Consider the following 16,903-nt stretch of genomic DNA (forward strand, 5'->3'; position numbering starts at 1 on the left):
GCCGGTCACGGCCGGCGGCTCTGCCCCTTGCGCACCCGGTACAGCAGGTGCAGCACCCGGTCCCCCCGCACCACCACGTCCGGGTCCTCCAGGAGGTACGGGCCGGGGGCGGTGGGGCCGAAATAGGGGCGGCCGGTGCCGAGGACGACCGGGGCCACGTCCATCGCCACCTCGTCGACCAGGCCGAGGGCGAAGGCCTGGCCGCCGACGTCGCCGGCGGCCACGGCCACCCGGCGTCCCCCGGCGCGTTCCTTCGCGGCGGCGACGGCGGAGGTGACGTCCTCGGCGAAGTGGTAGTGGGTCGCCTCGGGGTGCCAGTCGGCGGGGCGGGGCCGGTGGGACACCACGACGACGTGTTCGCCGGCGGGCGGCCGCGCGTCCCAGCCGTCGGTGAGGTCGAAGAGGCGGCGGCCGATGATCATCGCGCCGAGGCTGTCCCACTGGGGCCGGACGTACGCGGCGGACGCCTCGGAGACCCTGTTGCCGCCGCCGAGCGGGACGTCGCCGTTCCCGTACCAGTCGAACAGCGGGCCGACCTGGTCGTCCGGGCCGGCGATGAAGCCGTCCACCGAGACGACACCGTGCATGACGACGGTGCTCATGACATCTCCCGATTCCTGTCCGGTCCCCCCGGGTGCCGGGCCGCGGCCCGGTAGCCATGAAGACCCGGCGTGCCCGCGAAACTCATCGCGGGCACGCCCGGGAGCGTGCCTCAGTCCCGGTCGGCGGTGGAGGTGGAGCCGGGAGCGGCGCCGACCCGCTCGGAGCCGGCCCCGGTGCCCTCGGCGCCGGAGCCCTTCTCCTTGAAGTCGACCTTGCCCATGTGGCGGTTCATCGACTTCATCAGGCCCCACACGGCCAGCGCCATCACCGCGAAGACGATGAAGCCGAGAACACCCGGAGTCACCTTGTTCTCGTCGACCTCCTTGGCGGCAAGGGGGACGAGATGGGTCATTGCCAGATTCGCGTTCACATCAGGCATTGTGGCGGATGCCCGCGAAGAGGTCGTCCTCGGGGAGGGAGGTATCGACGAGCGACTTCGCGAGCTCGTACTCCTCGGTCGGCCAGACCTCCTTCTGGATCTCCATCGGCACGCGGAACCAGCCGCCGTCCGGATCGATCTGCGTGGCGTGCGCGATCAGCGCCTTGTCCCGGATCTCGTAGAAGTCGGCGCACGGAACGTGCGTGGTCAGCGTGCGCTCGACCCGCCCGAACTCGTCCCAGCGCTTCAGCCAGTCCTCGTACGGCGACTCCATGCCGCGGTCCAGGAGCGCGTGGTGCAGCGCCTCGGTGCGCGGCCGGTTGAAGCCCTGGTTGTAGTACAGCTTCTGCGGCTGGAAGACCGGCCCGTACACGGACTCGGGGAACTGCTCGGCGTCGGCCGCGCCCTCGAAGGCCACCATCGTGATCTTGTGGGTCATGATGTGGTCGGGGTGCGGATAGCCGCCGTTCTCGTCGTACGTGGTGATGACCTGGGGACGGAAGCGACGGATCTGCTTGACCAGCTCACCGGCGGCCTTGTCGACGTCCTCCAGCGCGAAGCAGCCCTCGGGCAGCGGCGGCAGCGGGTCGCCCTCGGGCAGCCCGGAGTCGACGAAGCCCAGCCACTCCTGCTTGATGCCCAGGATCTCCCGGGCCTCGTCCATCTCCTTCTTGCGCACCTCGTGGATGTGCTCCTCGATGTACGTGTCGCCCTGGAGCTTGGGGTTGAGGATGGAGCCGCGCTCTCCGCCCGTGCAGGTCACGACCAGCACGTCCACCCCCTCGGACACGTACTTGGCCATGGTGGCCGCGCCCTTCGACGACTCGTCGTCGGGATGGGCGTGAACGGCCATCAGTCGCAGCTGCTCAGTCAAGACAAGATCCTCGCGAGATAGGGCGCCCGGTGTCGTCCGGCGCAATGTGCGGCTTCTATAGTGACCGAACCGGGGGACGGAAAATTCCGGCGCCCGCATCCTGGCGGGCCACGCGAGAGGATCTGGCCGAATGAGCGCCGTGCAGCAGCTGCCCGAGGGGCGTTACGGCTCGTCGCGCTCCGCGGACGCCCGCGCCGACCGGAAGCTGAGGATCGCCGCGATCGTCCTCGGCACCCTGTTCGCCGCGCTGATGGTCTGGTTCGGCTGGTACTACGTCGTGGGGAACAAGTTCAGCGGCGAGGTCATCGCCTTCCAGTCGCACCCGGACAAGGTCGAGGTGCACCTGGAGATCCGCAAGGACGCGGGCACCGGTGGCTACTGCACCGTCCGCTCGCAGAGCGCCGACGGCGCCGAGGTCGGCCGGGCCGACTTCCGCTTCGACCAGCACAGCGAGCGCATCGACAAGGTCGTCACCCTGCGCACCAGCGGCGAGCGCGGCACCACCGCGGAGCTCGTCGGCTGCCACGCCGACTGACACCGAACTGACGCCGACCGGCGCCGAGCGGGCCCGGCGGACGTCGGCGCCTATCGGGTTGACGTGGCCTGACCTGCGCGGACAGAAAACTGGTGGCTTATGTCCTCCCCCTTTCACCGTTGAATTGTTAGGCTCGTGGTTTCGCCCACCTGAGAGGGAACATCCTTCTGGGTAGGGCGATGCTTTGTATTCCCAGTACCTACGAGGAGCACCTGTGACCCAGACCAGCGAAGACGTCACCTGGCTCACCCAGGAGGCGTACACCAAGCTCAAGGAAGAGCTGGCGTACCTGTCTGGTCCCGCGCGCGAGGAAGTCACCGCGAAGATCGCGGCCGCGCGCGAGGAGGGCGACCTGCGCGAGAACGGCGGGTACCACGCGGCCAAGGAGGAGCAGGGCAAGCAGGAGCTCCGCATCCGCCAGCTCACCCAGCTCCTGGAGAAGGCCAAGGTCGGCGAGGCGCCGGCCGACGACGGCGTGGTCGAGCCCGGCATGGTCGTCACCATCGCCTTCGACGGCGACGAGGACGACACGGTCACCTTCCTGCTGGCCTCGCGCGAGTACGCCAGCACGGACATCGAGACGTACTCGCCGCAGTCGCCGCTCGGCACGGGTGTGAACGGCAAGAAGGTCGGCGAGGACGCCGAGTACGAGCTGCCGAACGGCAAGATGGCCTCGGTGCGCATCCTCACGGCGGAGCCCTACACCGGCTGACGCCCGCACGACGCCCTGGACCGGGGCCCGAGCCACGACGGCTCGGGCCCCGGTCCGCGTCCGGCCGGGTCAGGCCGACGCGCTGCGGTACTTGCGGACCGCGAGGGTGCGGAACACCAGGATGATCACGGCGGACCAGATCAGGGAGGCCCAGACCGGGTGCTCCATCGGCCACGCGCCGGTGACCGATCTGGGGACGCCGTCGATCGTGTTCCCGAAGAGGTCGCGGGCGGCGGAGACCGTGGCACTGAACGGGTTCCACTCCGCGACGTACTGCAGGAACTTCGGCATCCCGTTGACCGGGACGAACGCGTTCGAGATGAAGGTCAGCGGGAAGAGCCAGATCAGTCCGCCCGAGGTCGCCGCCTCCGGGGTGCGCACGGACAGGCCGATCAGCGCGCCGATCCAGGTGAACGCGTACCCGAGCAGCAGGAGCAGGCCGAAGCCGGCGAGCACCTTGCCGATGTTCTCGTGGGTGCGCCAGCCGACGAGCAGGGCCACCACGGCGAGGACGGCGAGCGTCACCGCGGTCTGCACGAGGTCGGCGAGCGTGCGGCCGGTCAGCACCGCGCCACGCGCCATCGGCAGCGAGCGGAACCGGTCGATGAGGCCCTTGTGCATGTCGTCCGCGATGCCCGCTCCGGCGCCCGCCGTGGCGAAGGTCACCGTCTGGGCGAAGATGCCGGCCATCAGGAATTCCTTGTAGGCGCTCGAACTGCCGGCGGGCGCGCCCGGAATGTTGATCGAGCCGCCGAAGACGTACGTGAACAGGACCACGAACATCACCGGCTGGATGATCCCGAAGAGGATCATCTCGGGGATCCGGGTCATCCGGATCAGGTTCCGCTTGCCGACGACCAGGGAGTCGCGGACGGACTGGCCGAGGCCGCCCGCCGCGCTCGGGACCCGGGCGGTCCGGGTGACGGCGCTCATGTCGCTGCCTCCTCTGTCTCCTCGCCGGCCTGCTCGGCCAGGTGGCCGGTGAGCGAGATGAAGACGTCGTCCAGGGTCGGACGGCGCAGGGCGATGTCGTCGATCTCGATGCCGCGCGTGTCCAGCTCCCGGATCACCTCGGCGAGCAGCTTGGCGCCGCCGGTGACGGGCACGGTCAGCTTGCGCGTGTGCCGCTCGACGGTGGTCTCGCCCTTGCCGAGAGCGGCGAGGACGGCGCGTGCGTCGTCGATGCGCTCCGGCTCGTGCACGACGACCTCGACGCGCTCGCCGCCGGTCTGCGCCTTGAGCTGGTCGGAGGTGCCGCGGGCGATGACCCGGCCGTGGTCCACGACGCAGATGTCGTGCGCCAGGTGGTCGGCCTCCTCCAGGTACTGGGTGGTGAGCAGCAGGGTGGTGCCGCCCGCGACCAGTTCCTGGATGACCTCCCACAGCTGCTGCCTGTTGCGCGGGTCGAGGCCCGTCGTCGGCTCGTCCATGAACATCACGGGCGGGGAGACGACGAGCGCGGCCGCGAGGTCGAGCCGGCGGCGCATGCCGCCGGAGTAGGTCTTGGACGGGCGGTCGGCGGCGTCCGCGAGGTGGAAGCGCTCGAGCAGCTCGCCCGCGCGGGCCTTGGCCTCCTTGGCCCGCATCTGGTAGAGCTGTCCGACCATCTGGAGGTTCTCCCGGCCGGTCAGGTACTCGTCGACCGCGGCGAACTGGCCGGACAGGCCGATCGACCTGCGCACCTCGTTCGGATTCTTCAGGACGTCGATGCCCGCGACGACGGCTCGGCCGCTGTCCGGCGTGAGCAGGGTCGTCAGACAGCGGACGGCGGTGGTCTTGCCCGCGCCGTTCGGCCCGAGCAGGCCCAGGACGGTGCCTTCTGGAACATCCAGATCGACCCCGTCCAGGGCCTTCACATCACCGAAGGTCTTGACCAGACCTTCGGCGTAGATGGCGCCTGGCATGTGGTTCCCCCAGCGAGTGAGTGACCAGCTAGTGAGTGCCGGTGAGAAAGTCTAGGTTCGCCGGGGCGGCAACGCCCGGCAGACGAGTGAAGCACCTCACACACTATCGCGATGTATCGCGTCTCGCCACGGTTTTTTCCGCGGTGCTCCCCGACGGCCCGGCGCCGGTCAGTCGATGACCGTGTAGCCCGCCTCGCGCAGCGCCGCCGCGACCTGCGCGCAGTGCGCGGGGCCCTTCGTCTCCAGGTGCAGCTCCACCTCGACCTCGGTGAGCCCGAGCCGCGGGTCGGTGCGCACGTGGCTGACGTCGATGACGTTGGCGTCGGCCGCCGAGAGCACGCCGAGGATCGAGGCCAGCGCGCCGGGGCGGTCGTCGAGCCGCAGCCGCAGGGACAGGTAGCGGCCGCCCGCGGCCATGCCGTGGGTCAGGACGCGCTGCATCAGGAGCGGGTCCACGTTGCCGCCGGACAGGAGCGCCACGACCGGGCCCTCGAAGCCGTGCGGGTCGCTCAGGAGGGCCGCCACGGGGCTCGCGCCCGCCGGTTCGACGACGAGCTTGGCCCGCTCCAGGCACAGCAGCAGCGCGCTCGACAGGGCGTCCTCCGCCACCGTGCGGACCTCGTCGACCAGGTCCGCGACGAGGCGGAACGGGACGTCGCCGGGGCGCCCCACCTTGATGCCGTCGGCCATCGTCGCGGGGTGCGGCACCGAGACCGGCCGCCCGGCCTCGAGCGAGGGCGGGTACGCGGCCGCGCCCGCCGCCTGCACGCCGATGACCTTCACGTCCGGGCGCAGCGCCTTGACCGCGACCGCGATGCCCGCCGCGAGCCCGCCGCCGCCGACCCCGACGAGGATCGTGCGCACCTCCGGGCACTGCTCGAGGATCTCCAGGCCGAGCGTGCCCTGTCCGGCGACGACGTCCGGATGGTCGAAGGGGTGGATGAACACCGCGCCGGTGCGCTCGGCGTACTCCTGCGCGGCGGCCAGCGTCTCGTCGACGACCTGACCGTGCAGCCTCACCTCGGCGCCGTAGTCACGGGTCGCGGCCACCTTCGGCAGCGGCGCGCCGACCGGCATGAACACCGTGGAGCGCACGCCGAGGAGCGCGGAGGCGAGGGCCACGCCCTGCGCGTGGTTGCCCGCGCTGGCGGCGACGACGCCCGCGGCGCGCTCCTCGGGGAGCAGCCCGGCGATGCGCACATAGGCGCCGCGCAGCTTGAAGGAGCCGGTCCGCTGGAGGTTCTCGCACTTCAGGTGGACCGGGGTGCCGGTCAGCTGCGAGAGGTGGTGGCTGTGCGCCATGGCCGTCACGCGCGCCACGCCGCCGAGCATCTTCTGCGCCCCGCGCACGTCGTCGAGCGTGACCGCGGGGAGCGAGCGGGGCAAGGAGTGAGACGCGTCGTAGCTCATGACGGCAGTCTCGCAGCTCACGCCGGACGGGACCGTTCGTGTTCAGGGTGCGGAACGAGGATTGCGCACGGCCGGTACGGTCAGCGCTTTCGCCGCGTACCCTGTGCCCCAAATCCAGTGCATTCCCCATCCGCCTCCACGCATGAAGTGAGCCCCCGGCCATGCCCACACCCCAGGAAACGATGGACATGTCGACCGCCGGCGATTCCGGCCTCCTCGAGACCCTGCAGCACCAGGTGGCGGTCTTCGCCCGGCGCGCCGAACAGACCCGTCTCGGCGGGGTCGGGCAGGTCCGCAACTCGATGGACCGTGCCGCCTACCTGCTGCTCAACCGCCTCGACAAGGAAGGCCCGATGGGCGTCAAGGCGCTCGCCGCGAGCATGGGGATCGACTCGTCGACGGTGACGCGCCAGGTGGCGCCGCTCGTCGACACGGGTCTCGTCAAGCGGACCTCGCACCCCGAGGACGGGCGCGCGGTGGTGCTGCAGCTGTCCCCGCGCGGTACGGCGCGGCTCGAGGAGGTGCGCTCGTCGCGCCGGGAGCTGATGGCCGAGTTGACGCAGGACTGGGAGCCGCAGGAGCGCGAGCAGTTCTGCGCGCTCCTCACGCGCTTCAACTCGGCGCTGTCCGCCCGCCAGACGGGTCAGCCGTCCGCCGGCCCGGCGTCCTGACCCGGCACGGGTGCCGATGCCGGTGGCGGCACACCGCGGCTCCTGCCTCTTGACCCGGGGGCCGCGGGCGGAATCTGATGAGACGTGCGCGAAGGGCAGGCGTTCAGGAGCGCCCGCCGGGCCCGTGAGTTCGAGGCGTTCGTCGCGGGCGCGGGCGGGCGGCTGCTGCATGCCGCGACGCTCCTGACGGCCGAGCCGCCCGACGATCCCCCTCGCGCGCGGAAGCTGCTCACGGCCGCCCTCGCGCGCACGTACGCGTCGTGGGACCGGCTGCGCGGCGAGGATCCCTACGACTGCGCGCGGACGGAGCTGGCCGTGCGGTTCGCGCGCGGCTCCTGGCACCAGCACCGCGGGCACGGCGGCGCTCTGGCGCACGTACCGCCGCAGGAGCGCCTGGTGCTCGTGCTGCGGCTGTTCGAGGGCGTGGGCGAGGAACAGGTGGCGGCGCTGCTCGGACTGCCCGTGGAGCGCGTACGGGCCCTGCACGCGCGGGCGGTGACGCTCGCGGCGGGGACGCCCGGGGACTCGGCGCCCGCCGCCCCCTCGCCGGGAGGGACCGCTTCGGTATGAGCCGGCTGGAACGCGAGGAGGACGCCGTGCGCGCCGCGCTCGACGCGGCGCGGCCACCGTCGGTGCCGACGGAGCTGTGCGCGGACGCGATGCGCCGGGGCGGGCGGATGCTGCGCCGCCGGGTGCTCGCGCGGCGGCTGCTGTGGGCGCTCCTGGTGGCCGCCGCCGTGGCGTTCACCGTGTGGGCGTGCACGGCGCACCCGTGGGTGGAGCCGCCCTCGGAGACGACTCCACCGCTCACGGGCCTGTAGGCCCCCGGCCGTGCCGGTCAGTCGGTACCGGTCAGTCGGTGCCGAGGGCCTGCTGCAGGTCGGCCAGCAGGTCGTCGACCGACTCGATGCCCACCGAGAGGCGGATCAGGTCGGCGGGGACCTCGAGGGCCGAACCGGCCGTCGAGGCGTGGGTCATGCGGCCCGGGTGCTCGATGAGGGACTCGACGCCGCCGAGGGACTCGCCGAGCGTGAACAGCTTCGCCCGGTTGCAGACCTCGACCGCGGCCTCCTCGCCGCCCTCGACGCGGAACGAGATCATGCCGCCGAACGCCTTCATCTGCTTGGCGGCGATCTCGTGCCCGGGGTGCTCGGGCAGGCCCGGGTAGAGGACCTGCGTCACGCGCGGGTGGCGGGTGAGCATCTCGGCGACGCGGGTCGCGTTCTCGCTGTGCCGGTCCATGCGCACGGGCAGCGTCTTGATGCCGCGCAGCACGAGCCAGGAGTCGAAGGGCCCGGCGACGGCGCCCATCGCGTTCTGGTGGTAGGCCAGGTCGTCGCCGAGCGCCGGGTCGTCGGTGATCAGGGCGCCGCCGACCACGTCGGAGTGACCGCCCATGTACTTCGTCATGGAGTGCACGACGACGTCCGCACCGAGCGCGAGCGGCTGCTGGAGGTAGGGGCTCGCGAAGGTGTTGTCGACGACGAGCTTCGCGCCGGCCGCGTGGGCGACCTGGGCGACGGCCGCGATGTCGGTGATGCCGAGCAGCGGGTTCGAGGGGGTCTCGACCCAGACGGCCTTGGTCTTCGGGGTGATCGCGGCGCGGACCGCGGCGATGTCGGCGGTGTCCGCGACGGACCACTCCACGCCCCAGCGCGAGACGACCTTGTCGAACAGCCGGAACGTGCCGCCGTAGGCGTCGTTCGGGATGACGACGTGGTCGCCGGGGCTGAGCAGGGTGCGCAGGAGGCAGTCCTCCGCGGCGAGCCCGGACGCGAAGGCGAGGCCGCGGCGGCCGCCCTCGAGCGCGGCGAGGTTCTCCTCGAGCGCGGTGCGGGTCGGGTTGGCGCTGCGGCTGTACTCGTAGCCGCCGCGCAGGCCGCCGACGCCGTCCTGCTTGTACGTGGACACCTGGTAGATCGGGGGGACGACGGCGCCGGTGACGGGGTCGGCCGTGTTTCCCGCGTGGATGGCGGTGGTCTCGAATCCGCGCGGGGCGCTGCCGCTGTGGTTGTGCGTATCGCTCATGGGGCCTGAGCGTAGGCGCTTCCGGGCCGCTCGGGGGGCGGGCCGGCCCGGACGGGGCCGGCGGGTGCGCACCGGCGACGGGTTAGCTTTGTAGGCATGGGAATTCTCTGGGTGCTCATGGCCGTGCTGATGATCGCCTGGGTCGTGATGCTGCGGCGGCGGGGCGGGATCCGGCTGGTGTCACCGGGCTCCCCGGACGCCGCCGACCCGGCGGACTACGGTTTCGTGCGCCAGGAGGAGCTGGACGTACGGCTGCCCGGCCCCGACCAGGACCTCCTGGACGTGATGAGCGTCGTGCAGCGCAACCAGGACTTCACGGCGGCCGCGCAGCTGCTCGCGGGCACCGGCAAGGAGACCGAGACGCGCTGGGAGCGGGTGCAGGCGATCGCCGGTGCGGCCGCGCTGGAGGCGCAGCAGACGCCGCGGCTGGGCGCGGGCTGGCTGCAGGCGTGGCGCTCGCAGCAGCCGAAGGACGCGGGCGGGGCGCAGGTCTTCGCGGAGTTCCTGGTGCAGCAGGCCTGGCGTGGCGGCGGTACGCCCGACGAGCAGCGGATCGTGCTCGAGGAGGCGCGCTCTGCGTGCGAGCAGGCGGCGCTGCTCGCCCCCGGCGACCCGGTCCCGCACATCACGCATCTCGCGGTGGCCCGCGGTCTCGGGTACTCCCGGCAGGAGTTCGAGCAGGTGTGGCTCAAGATCCTGGACACGGCGCCGGGTCACATGGGCGCGCACCTGGCGGGCCTGCGCTACTGGACGGAGAAGTGGCACGGCTCCCGCGAGGAGGCGTTCTCGTTCGCCGAGGCCGCGGCGGCCCGGGCGCCGCGCGGGTCGCTGCTCGCCGCCCTGCCGCTCTTCGCGCTGTACGAGCACCTGCCCGAGATCACGATGGTGCGCAGCTTCTACGAGAGCGAGGTCGTGACGAAGGCGCTGCACGGCGCGATGTTCGCGGTCTCGCAGGCGCGTGCGGACGACCCGATGCTCGCGCACGTGCGGCATCTGCTGGTGTTCTTCCTGGTGCGGATGGAGCACTGGGCGGAGGCGATGGAGCAGCTGCTCGCGGTGGACGGGCACGTCGGGGCGATCCCGTGGACGACGGAGCCGGACCCGGCGGCGTCGTACGCGGTGTACCGGGCGCTCGCGGTGGCCGGTTACGAGGCGAACGGCGGCAGCCCGGCGACGCTGCCGCACTGACCCGGCCCGCCGGGGGCAGGGGCACGGTGCTCGTCGCGCGAAATCGGTGATCGTTCCCCCCTCGGCTGTGTCATACTCCCGTTCCCCCCACTGGCATCAGCCGCATCACCAGTCTCACCTGGTGTTTCGTCGCCTTCCCGTGGGGGGAACCGCCCGATGGGCTCAACTCTGCGCGCCCTGCGCGCCCTTGTGCTGCTGCTCGGCTTCTATCTCGTCGGCCTGGTCCTGCTCGGTGCGCTCGGCGCGCTCGACTGGTGGATCATCGGCGGCGGCCACTTCGGGGCGGCGCTGAAGATCGTCGTGGTCAGTGGCATCGTCGCGATCCCGATCCTGCGGGGCATGTTCGCGGTGCGCAGCCCGCGCTTCGAACCGCCCGCGGACGGCCTGCGCGTCGAGGAGCACCAGGAGCCCCGGCTGTGGGCGGCGGTGCGCCGGCTCGCCGAGCAGGCCGGCACCCGCGGCCCGGACGAGATCTACCTCGTGCCGCACGTGAACGCCGCCGTGTACGAACAGGTGCGCCTGCTCGGCCTGTTCCCCGGCCGCCGCGTCCTGCTGCTCGGCGCCCCGCTGCTGACCGGACTCGACGAGGCGCAGCTGACCGGCGTCCTGGCCCACGAGTTCGGCCACTACGCGCACGCCGACCCCCGGCTCGGCGCGATCGACCGGCGCGGCTTCGAACGGATCTCCCTGACCGTCGGCACGCTCATGGGCGCCTCGGACGCCCGACGGGCCGACGAGCTCCGGCGGTCCGAGGCCAAGCAGGCCGCGCGGCTCGCGAAGGGCAAGTCGGTGCGGCAGGTCGGCGCGGGCTCGGCGGGCATCAGCTTCCGCCTCGCCGCCCGCCCGTTCCTCTGGTACGGCTCGTTCTACGTGCGGGTGATGCGGGGTTCGATGCGACGCCAGGAGTACGCCGCCGACCTCGCCGCCGCGCGGATCGCGGGCCGGGACGCGACGGCGTCGGCGCTGCGCGAGATCCCGGTTCTGGACGCGGCGTTCGACCTGTACATGAGCGCGTACGCGACGCTCGGCGTGCGGGCGGGGCTGCTGCCGCCGCAGGGTGAGGTGTACGGCGGGCTCGGCCGGCTGCTCGACGCCCGCTCCGGCGAACTCGACGCCCTGCGGGCCGAGTTGCCGGACGAGCAGCCCTCCGGGTACGACACGCACCCGCCGATCGCGGAGCGCGTCGCGCGGATCGAGCAGCTGCCCGACGACGGGCGCGGCCGGCACGCGGCGGGTCCGGCGCTCGGCCTGCTCGTCGATCCGGCCGCCGCGTTCACCGCGCTGGAGCAGGCGGCGCTGACCTCGCAGGCACTCGGCCTGCGCCGGGCGGCGGACTGGCCGCAGCTGGTGCACGAGTCGATGACGGTCTACGCCACCGGGTCGGCGGAGCCGCTGCGGCAGGCGGTGCGTGAGGCGACCGGCGGCGACGGTTCGGCGGATTCGGTGCTCGCGGCGATCGAGGCGGGCGCGCTGTGGCAGCTCGCGGAGCGGCTGCCCAGGTCACCGCAGGCGGCGGCCGCGACGGGCCGCGCTGCGCGCGAGCTCGCCCGCCCGCAGCTGCGCGACATGCTGTCGCACCTGGTCGTCGGCGAGCTGATCGCCCGCGGCCGCGCGCACTTCGAGCTGTCCTGGACGGGTTCCGCGGTGCTGCGGCTCGCCGAGGACCGCAGCGCGCCGCTGGAGGAGGCCCTGGACGCGGCGGTCGCGGACGTCCCGGACACGGCGCCGCTGCGCGGGCTGCTCGCACCCGTGGCCTGACGGCCCGCACCGGCCCGCGCGGGGTCACCCGCGCAGGGCGGCGGCGGTGCGCCGGGCGTCGTACCCGGCGGGGACGCCGTCGAGCAGGACCAGCTCGCCGGGGATGTGCGCGGTGCGCAGCGGCAGGATCTCCTGGTAGGCGGCGGACGCGTACCAGGTACGGGCGCGCTCCAGGTCGGGGAACTCGACGAGGACGATCCCGCCGAGCGGCTCGCCCTCCAGCCACTCCCCGGGTTCGTTGTGCGACAGGAAGCGGCCGCCGTAGGGCTCGAACGTGCCCTGGACCCGCTCGATGTACTCCACCACCTCGGGGTGCAGGACGGGCTCGGGGCGCAGCACGGCGATGGCGTAGGCGGTCATGGGTGAGCCCTCCTCGGGTCCGGCAGGATCGGGTCGGTACGGGAACGATCCTGCCGGGGCCCGGGGAGGGCGTCGATTACCTCGCGGGTCATCCGCGCGGGGCGGACGGCCCGGCGGGTCAGATCGTGGCGGTGTCGATCACGAAGCGGTAGCGCACGTCGGAGTTGACGACGCGCTCGTACGCCTCGTTGATCTGCGAGGCCTCGATGAGCTCGATCTCGGCGCCCAGACCGTGCTCGGCGCAGAAGTCGAGCATCTCCTGGGTCTCGGCGATGCCGCCGATCGCCGAGCCGGCGAGGGTCTTGTTGCCGCCGATGAGGGAGAAGAGGTTGAGCGCGATCGGCTCCTCGGGGGCGCCGACGTTGACCAGCGCGCCGCCGACCTTGAGCAGACCCAGGTAGGCGCCGAAGTCGAGGGGCGCGGAGACGGTCGACAGGATGACGTCGAAGGTGCCCGCGAGCTCCTCGAAGGTCTTCGGGTCGCTGGTCGCGTGGTAGTGGTCCGCGCCGAGCTTGAGGCCGTCGTCCTTCTTGCGCAGCGACTGCGACAGGACGGTGACCTCGGCGCCGAGCGCGTGCGCGATCTTGACGCCCATGTGGCCGAGGCCGCCGAGGCCGATCACGGCGACCTTCTTGCCGGGGGCGGCGCCCCACTGCTTGAGCGGGGAGTACGTGGTGATGCCGGCGCAGAGCAGCGGCGCGGCCACGTCGAGGGGGAGGCTGTCGGGGATGCGGACGGTGAAGGCCTCGTCGACGACGACCTTCTGCGAGTAGCCGCCGTAGGTGGGCTCGCCGTCGCGGCCGATCGCGTTGTACGTGCCGGTGTTCCCGCGCAGGCAGTGCTGCTCGCGCCCGGCGAGGCAGTTCTCGCACGTGCGGCAGGAGTCGACCATGCAGCCGACGCCGACGCGGTCGCCGGCCTTGAACCGGGTGACGGCGGAGCCGACCTCGGAGACGACACCGGCGATCTCGTGGCCGGGGATCATCGGGAAGATGGCCTCGCCCCAGCCCTCGCGGGCCTGGTGGATGTCGGAGTGACAGATGCCGGCGAACTTGATGTCGATCAGCACGTCGTGCTCGCCGACGGTGCGGCGTTCGATGGTGGTGCGCTCCAGCGGAGCCTTGGCACTCGGAGCGGCATATGCGGCAACAGTCGTGGTCATGGTGTCCAGCGTGCCCGGCCGCGGGACATTCGCCCAGGTCACCGCTTTGCGTACGTCCAGCGGTCCTACCACTGGCGGGGACAGGCTCGTGGGCGTAGGACCGGGAATACTTGAGGGTATGGACGACACACCGGAGCCCGGACCGCACACCGACGGCCTCGACCGCAGGGCCGAGCTGAGCGAGTTCCTGCGCACGCGGCGGGCCCGGCTCAAGCCGGAGGACGTGGGCATCGCCTCGCACGGCCGGCACCGCCGGGTGCCGGGGCTGCGCCGCGAGGAGCTGGCACAGCTGGCCGGTGTCTCGGTGGCGTACTACACGCGCCTGGAGCAGGGCAACGGGCGGAACGTGTCCGCGGAGGTGCTCGACTCGATCGCGCGCGCCCTGCGGCTCACCGACGCCGAGCACGCGCACCTCACCGACCTCGCCAAGCCGAAGGAGCAGCGGCGCCGGACGCGGGCGCCGCGCCGGCAGCAGCAGATGCGCCCGGCGCTGCGGCACATGCTGGACTCGATGGAGGGTGTGCCCGCGTACGTCGGCGGGGCGCGCTCGGAGATCCTCGCGTGGAACAGGACGGCGGCGGCCCTGTTCGGCGACTGGGGCGTGCTGCCGCCCGCGGAGCGGAACTGGGCGCGGCTGACGTTCCTCGCCCCGGACTACCGTGAGCTGTTCGTGGACTGGGAGTCGAAGGCCTCGGACATGGTGAGCTACCTGCGTCTGTACGCGGGCCGCCACCCCGAGGACCCCGAGCTGTCGGCGCTGGTGGGCGAACTGTCGGTCAAGAGCGAGGAGTTCCGCCGGCTGTGGGCGACCCACGACGTGAAGGAGAAGGGCCACGGCGTGAAGCGCATGCACCATCCGCTGGTCGGTGACCTGTCGCTGTCGTACGAGACGCTGCATCTGCCGGACGACGACGGACAGTTCCTGTCGGTCTACTACGCGGAGCCCGGCTCCCCCTCGGCGGAGGCCCTGCGCCTCCTCACGAGCTGGGGCACGGACGCCCCGGCGGTCTCGCCGGGAGCCGGACGGGCCTGAGCGCGGGCAGGCCCGTCCGTCCGGCGTGCGTCAGCGTGCCTTCGCCGCCGCCTCGTTCTCGGTGACCGTGATCCGGCCCTTGCGGATGGTCGCGAGGCGCGGGGCCTTCTTCGCCAGGGCCGAGTCGTGGGTGACCATGACGAAGGTCAGCCCGTGCTCCTTCCACTGGGTCTCCAGGACCTCCATGATCTCGTCGCGCATGGACTCGTCGAGGTTCCCGGTGGGCTCGTCGGCGAGGAGCACCTTCGGGTTCTTCACCAGGGCGCGGGCGATGGCGACGCGCTGCTGCTGGCCGCCGGACAGCTCCGAGGGCAGATGGCCGGTGCGTTCGCCGAGGCCCACCGAGCGCAGCGCCTCCGCGGCGCGCTCGCGCCGGGTCCCGGCCTTGAGGCCGAGCGGGACGAGCGCGGTCTCGACGTTCTCCTGCGCGGTGAGCGTCGGGATGAGGTTGAAGGACTGGAAGACGAAGCCGATGGACTCGGCGCGGACCCTGGTCAGCCGGGCCTCGGGCAGGCTCGCGAGGTCGGTGCCGTCGAGTTCGACGCTGCCCGCGGTGGGCCGGTCGAGGCCGCCCAGCATCTGCAGGAGCGTCGACTTGCCGCCGCCGGTGGGCCCCTGGATGACGAGCCGGTCACCGTCCCCGATGGTCAGATCGACGCCGGCCAGCGCGTTCACGGTGTCCTTGCCGCGCCGGTACTGCTTGGTGACGCCTTTCAGCTGATACATGGTGCAACTCCTGCGGTACGTAAGAGGGTCGGGGGTGGGCGTGCAGGGCTGCGGGGGTCACTCGACGCGGCGCAGCGCGTCGGCCGGACGCAGTCGCGAGGCACGCCAGCCGCCGAAGGCTCCGGCGATCAGACCGCCGGCGACGGCGAGGCCCACCGCGAGGGCGATCGTGGTCGCGGAGACGGGGGCGCTGAGCGCGATGTCGAGGGTCTTGCCGCCCGCGGCCTGGCGCATCATGCCGCCGCCGGGGCCGCCGCCCCCGGGGCCGCCCGCCGACTGGCCGCCGCCCGCACCGAGTTCGGCGGTGAGCGTGGGGCTGATCGCGCTGACCGCGTAGGCGCCGGCGAGGCCGACCGCGATGCCGAGGACGCCGCCGATGAGCCCGTTGACGACCGCCTCGCCGACGACCTGGCGGGTGACCCGGCCCGACTTCCAGCCGAGCGCCTTCAGCGTGCCGAACTCCCGCACGCGCCGCGAGACGGCCGAGGAGGTCAGCAGGCCCGCGACGACGAACGCGGCGACGAGCACCGCGATCGACAGCCACCGGCCGACGTTCGAGGCGAGGTCCGAGGCGGTGGACAGCGAGCCGGAGACGGTGTCGGCGAGGTCGGCGGAGGTGGTGACCGTGGTGCCCGGGACGTTCTTCTGGACCGCGGACTTGACGGAGTCGATCTGCTGGGAGTCGCTCGCCTTGACGTAGACCGTCGTGATCTTGTTCTTGGCGTCGGCGAGCGTCTGCGCCTGCTTCAGCGGCAGGTACAGATTGGCCGCCGCGTCCCCGCTGTCCGGCGTCGCGACGCCGATGACCTTGTACTTGGTGCCCTTGACGGTGACGGTGTCGCCGACGGCGAGCTTCTTCTCCTTGGCGTAGGAGGCGTCGGCGACGACGACCTTCGCGTCCGTCTCGGAGGCCTTGAAGGTACGCCCCTTGGTGATCTTCGAGGAGGTCAGCGGGCCGAGCCCCTGCTTGGTGACGTCCGTGCCGTAGACCGAGTACGAGTTGACGGCGAAGCTGGCGCCGCCGCCCTCGACCCGGCCCTGGGGCTGGCCGCTGCCGCCGCCGGGGCCGCCCGTGCGGCCGCCACCGCCGGATCCGTCCTGCTTGAACTGGCCGCGCGTGAACTGCCCGTCGACCTTCATGACCTGGAGGCTGAGCCCGCCCACGGTGTCGGCGACGCCGTCCTGTCCTGCGACCTTGTCGGCGGTCGACGCGGCGAGCGTCTGGAAGCCCTGCACCATGACCCGGTCGCTGCTCTGCTCCTCGTCCGAGTCGCTGTCCTTGGCGTCGAACTTGAAGCGCGGGCGGCCGCTCTCGCCGCTCTGGGGGGCGCTCGCGGCCTTGGTGACGGTCATGTCGGTGCCGAGCCCGTACAGGGACTGGAGGACCTTGTCCTGGGCCTTGTTCATGCCCGAGGACACGGAGTTGACCACGATGACGAGTGCGATCCCGAGCGCGAGCCCGGAGGCGACGACGAGCGCCGCTTTTCTGCGGCGGCGCAGCTCGCGCCGGAGATAGGTGAAGAACATCGAAGCCTCGCCGGATGTGGGCCCACGGGGGAC

19 protein-coding genes are annotated in these 16,903 nt (G+C 72.2%); 8 read left to right on the plus strand and 11 right to left on the minus strand.

The features are described 5' to 3' along the window. Positions 1 to 5 precede the first annotated feature (5 nt). From GTW43_RS09650 to mca, 3 genes are all read right to left on the minus strand, one after another. Positions 6 to 602, minus strand: coding sequence for a dihydrofolate reductase family protein (locus GTW43_RS09650; protein WP_161301216.1), 597 nt, complete (start codon positions 600 to 602; stop codon positions 6 to 8). Positions 603 to 712: 110 nt separating this feature from the next. Continuing rightward, positions 713 to 982: a hypothetical protein gene (locus GTW43_RS37465; RefSeq protein WP_237536507.1), complete on the minus strand. Its 270-nt coding sequence runs from the start codon at positions 980 to 982 to the stop codon at positions 713 to 715. Continuing rightward, the gene (gene mca / locus GTW43_RS09655; RefSeq protein WP_161301242.1) at positions 975 to 1,835 is read right to left on the minus strand and encodes a mycothiol conjugate amidase Mca; all 861 of its coding nucleotides are present in this window, start codon (positions 1,833 to 1,835) and stop codon (positions 975 to 977) included. Before mca ends, GTW43_RS37465 begins: the two co-directional genes overlap by 8 nt. 151 nt (positions 1,836 to 1,986) lie before the next feature. Between mca and GTW43_RS09660 the strand changes: the two genes are divergently transcribed. Then, entirely contained in the window at positions 1,987 to 2,391 is a 405-nt protein-coding gene (locus GTW43_RS09660) for a DUF4307 domain-containing protein (protein WP_161301217.1), read from the plus strand. A gap of 214 nt (positions 2,392 to 2,605) precedes the next feature. After that, positions 2,606 to 3,103, plus strand: a complete 498-nt coding sequence (greA, locus tag GTW43_RS09665; protein ID WP_161301218.1) for a transcription elongation factor GreA — start codon at positions 2,606 to 2,608, stop codon at positions 3,101 to 3,103. Positions 3,104 to 3,172: 69 nt separating this feature from the next. Here the strand turns inward: greA and GTW43_RS09670 are convergent, their stop codons facing one another. The 3 genes from GTW43_RS09670 to ilvA form a co-directional block, all read right to left on the minus strand. Continuing rightward, entirely contained in the window at positions 3,173 to 4,036 is an 864-nt protein-coding gene (locus GTW43_RS09670; RefSeq protein ID WP_161301219.1) for an ABC transporter permease, read from the minus strand. After that, positions 4,033 to 5,007: an ATP-binding cassette domain-containing protein gene (locus GTW43_RS09675; RefSeq protein WP_161301220.1), complete on the minus strand. Its 975-nt coding sequence runs from the start codon at positions 5,005 to 5,007 to the stop codon at positions 4,033 to 4,035. Before GTW43_RS09675 ends, GTW43_RS09670 begins: the two co-directional genes overlap by 4 nt. Before the next feature lie 168 nt (positions 5,008 to 5,175). Beyond that, positions 5,176 to 6,417 carry a threonine ammonia-lyase gene (gene ilvA, locus GTW43_RS09680; RefSeq protein WP_161301221.1) on the minus strand — a complete coding sequence of 414 codons (1,242 nt, stop codon included), beginning with the start codon at positions 6,415 to 6,417 and terminating at the stop codon, positions 5,176 to 5,178. 182 nt (positions 6,418 to 6,599) lie between these two features. On the opposite strand from ilvA, the gene GTW43_RS09685 reads away from it, so the two are divergent. From GTW43_RS09685 to GTW43_RS09695, 3 genes are all read left to right on the plus strand, one after another. Continuing rightward, positions 6,600 to 7,088, plus strand: a complete 489-nt coding sequence (locus GTW43_RS09685) for a MarR family transcriptional regulator (RefSeq protein WP_161301244.1) — start codon at positions 6,600 to 6,602, stop codon at positions 7,086 to 7,088. A gap of 84 nt (positions 7,089 to 7,172) precedes the next feature. Then, the gene (locus GTW43_RS09690) at positions 7,173 to 7,658 is read left to right on the plus strand and encodes a sigma factor-like helix-turn-helix DNA-binding protein (protein ID WP_161301222.1); all 486 of its coding nucleotides are present in this window, start codon (positions 7,173 to 7,175) and stop codon (positions 7,656 to 7,658) included. Beyond that, positions 7,655 to 7,909 carry a hypothetical protein gene (locus GTW43_RS09695; protein WP_161301223.1) on the plus strand — a complete coding sequence of 85 codons (255 nt, stop codon included), beginning with the start codon at positions 7,655 to 7,657 and terminating at the stop codon, positions 7,907 to 7,909. Before GTW43_RS09690 ends, GTW43_RS09695 begins: the two co-directional genes overlap by 4 nt. Before the next feature lie 31 nt (positions 7,910 to 7,940). Here the strand turns inward: GTW43_RS09695 and GTW43_RS09700 are convergent, their stop codons facing one another. Beyond that, positions 7,941 to 9,116, minus strand: coding sequence for a cystathionine gamma-synthase (locus GTW43_RS09700; protein WP_161301224.1), 1,176 nt, complete (start codon positions 9,114 to 9,116; stop codon positions 7,941 to 7,943). 96 nt (positions 9,117 to 9,212) lie between these two features. On the opposite strand from GTW43_RS09700, the gene GTW43_RS09705 reads away from it, so the two are divergent. Next, positions 9,213 to 10,304 carry a hypothetical protein gene (locus GTW43_RS09705; protein ID WP_161301225.1) on the plus strand — a complete coding sequence of 364 codons (1,092 nt, stop codon included), beginning with the start codon at positions 9,213 to 9,215 and terminating at the stop codon, positions 10,302 to 10,304. Between the two features lie 156 nt (positions 10,305 to 10,460). Then, positions 10,461 to 12,062, plus strand: a complete 1,602-nt coding sequence (locus GTW43_RS09710; RefSeq protein WP_161301226.1) for a M48 family metallopeptidase — start codon at positions 10,461 to 10,463, stop codon at positions 12,060 to 12,062. Between the two features lie 24 nt (positions 12,063 to 12,086). Here the strand turns inward: GTW43_RS09710 and GTW43_RS09715 are convergent, their stop codons facing one another. Together GTW43_RS09715 and GTW43_RS09720 are read right to left on the minus strand one after the other, a co-directional pair. Then, complete coding sequence (locus GTW43_RS09715; protein ID WP_161301227.1) at positions 12,087 to 12,422, minus strand: DUF1330 domain-containing protein; 336 nt, start codon at positions 12,420 to 12,422, stop codon at positions 12,087 to 12,089. A gap of 118 nt (positions 12,423 to 12,540) precedes the next feature. Further along, positions 12,541 to 13,584, minus strand: a complete 1,044-nt coding sequence (locus GTW43_RS09720; RefSeq protein ID WP_161301228.1) for an NAD(P)-dependent alcohol dehydrogenase — start codon at positions 13,582 to 13,584, stop codon at positions 12,541 to 12,543. A 118-nt stretch (positions 13,585 to 13,702) separates the two neighbouring features. Here GTW43_RS09720 and GTW43_RS09725 point away from each other — a divergent pair, with 118 nt between their 5' ends. Beyond that, entirely contained in the window at positions 13,703 to 14,617 is a 915-nt protein-coding gene (locus GTW43_RS09725) for a helix-turn-helix transcriptional regulator (protein WP_161301229.1), read from the plus strand. A 30-nt stretch (positions 14,618 to 14,647) separates the two neighbouring features. Here GTW43_RS09725 and GTW43_RS09730 read toward each other — a convergent pair whose 3' ends face one another. Continuing rightward, complete coding sequence (locus GTW43_RS09730) at positions 14,648 to 15,343, minus strand: ABC transporter ATP-binding protein (protein ID WP_161301230.1); 696 nt, start codon at positions 15,341 to 15,343, stop codon at positions 14,648 to 14,650. A gap of 57 nt (positions 15,344 to 15,400) precedes the next feature. Beyond that, positions 15,401 to 16,870: an ABC transporter permease gene (locus GTW43_RS09735; RefSeq protein WP_161301231.1), complete on the minus strand. Its 1,470-nt coding sequence runs from the start codon at positions 16,868 to 16,870 to the stop codon at positions 15,401 to 15,403. Positions 16,871 to 16,903: the final 33 nt, after the last annotated feature.

The organism is Streptomyces sp. SID5785 (assembly GCF_009870065.1).
Taxonomy (GTDB): domain Bacteria; phylum Actinomycetota; class Actinomycetes; order Streptomycetales; family Streptomycetaceae; genus Streptomyces.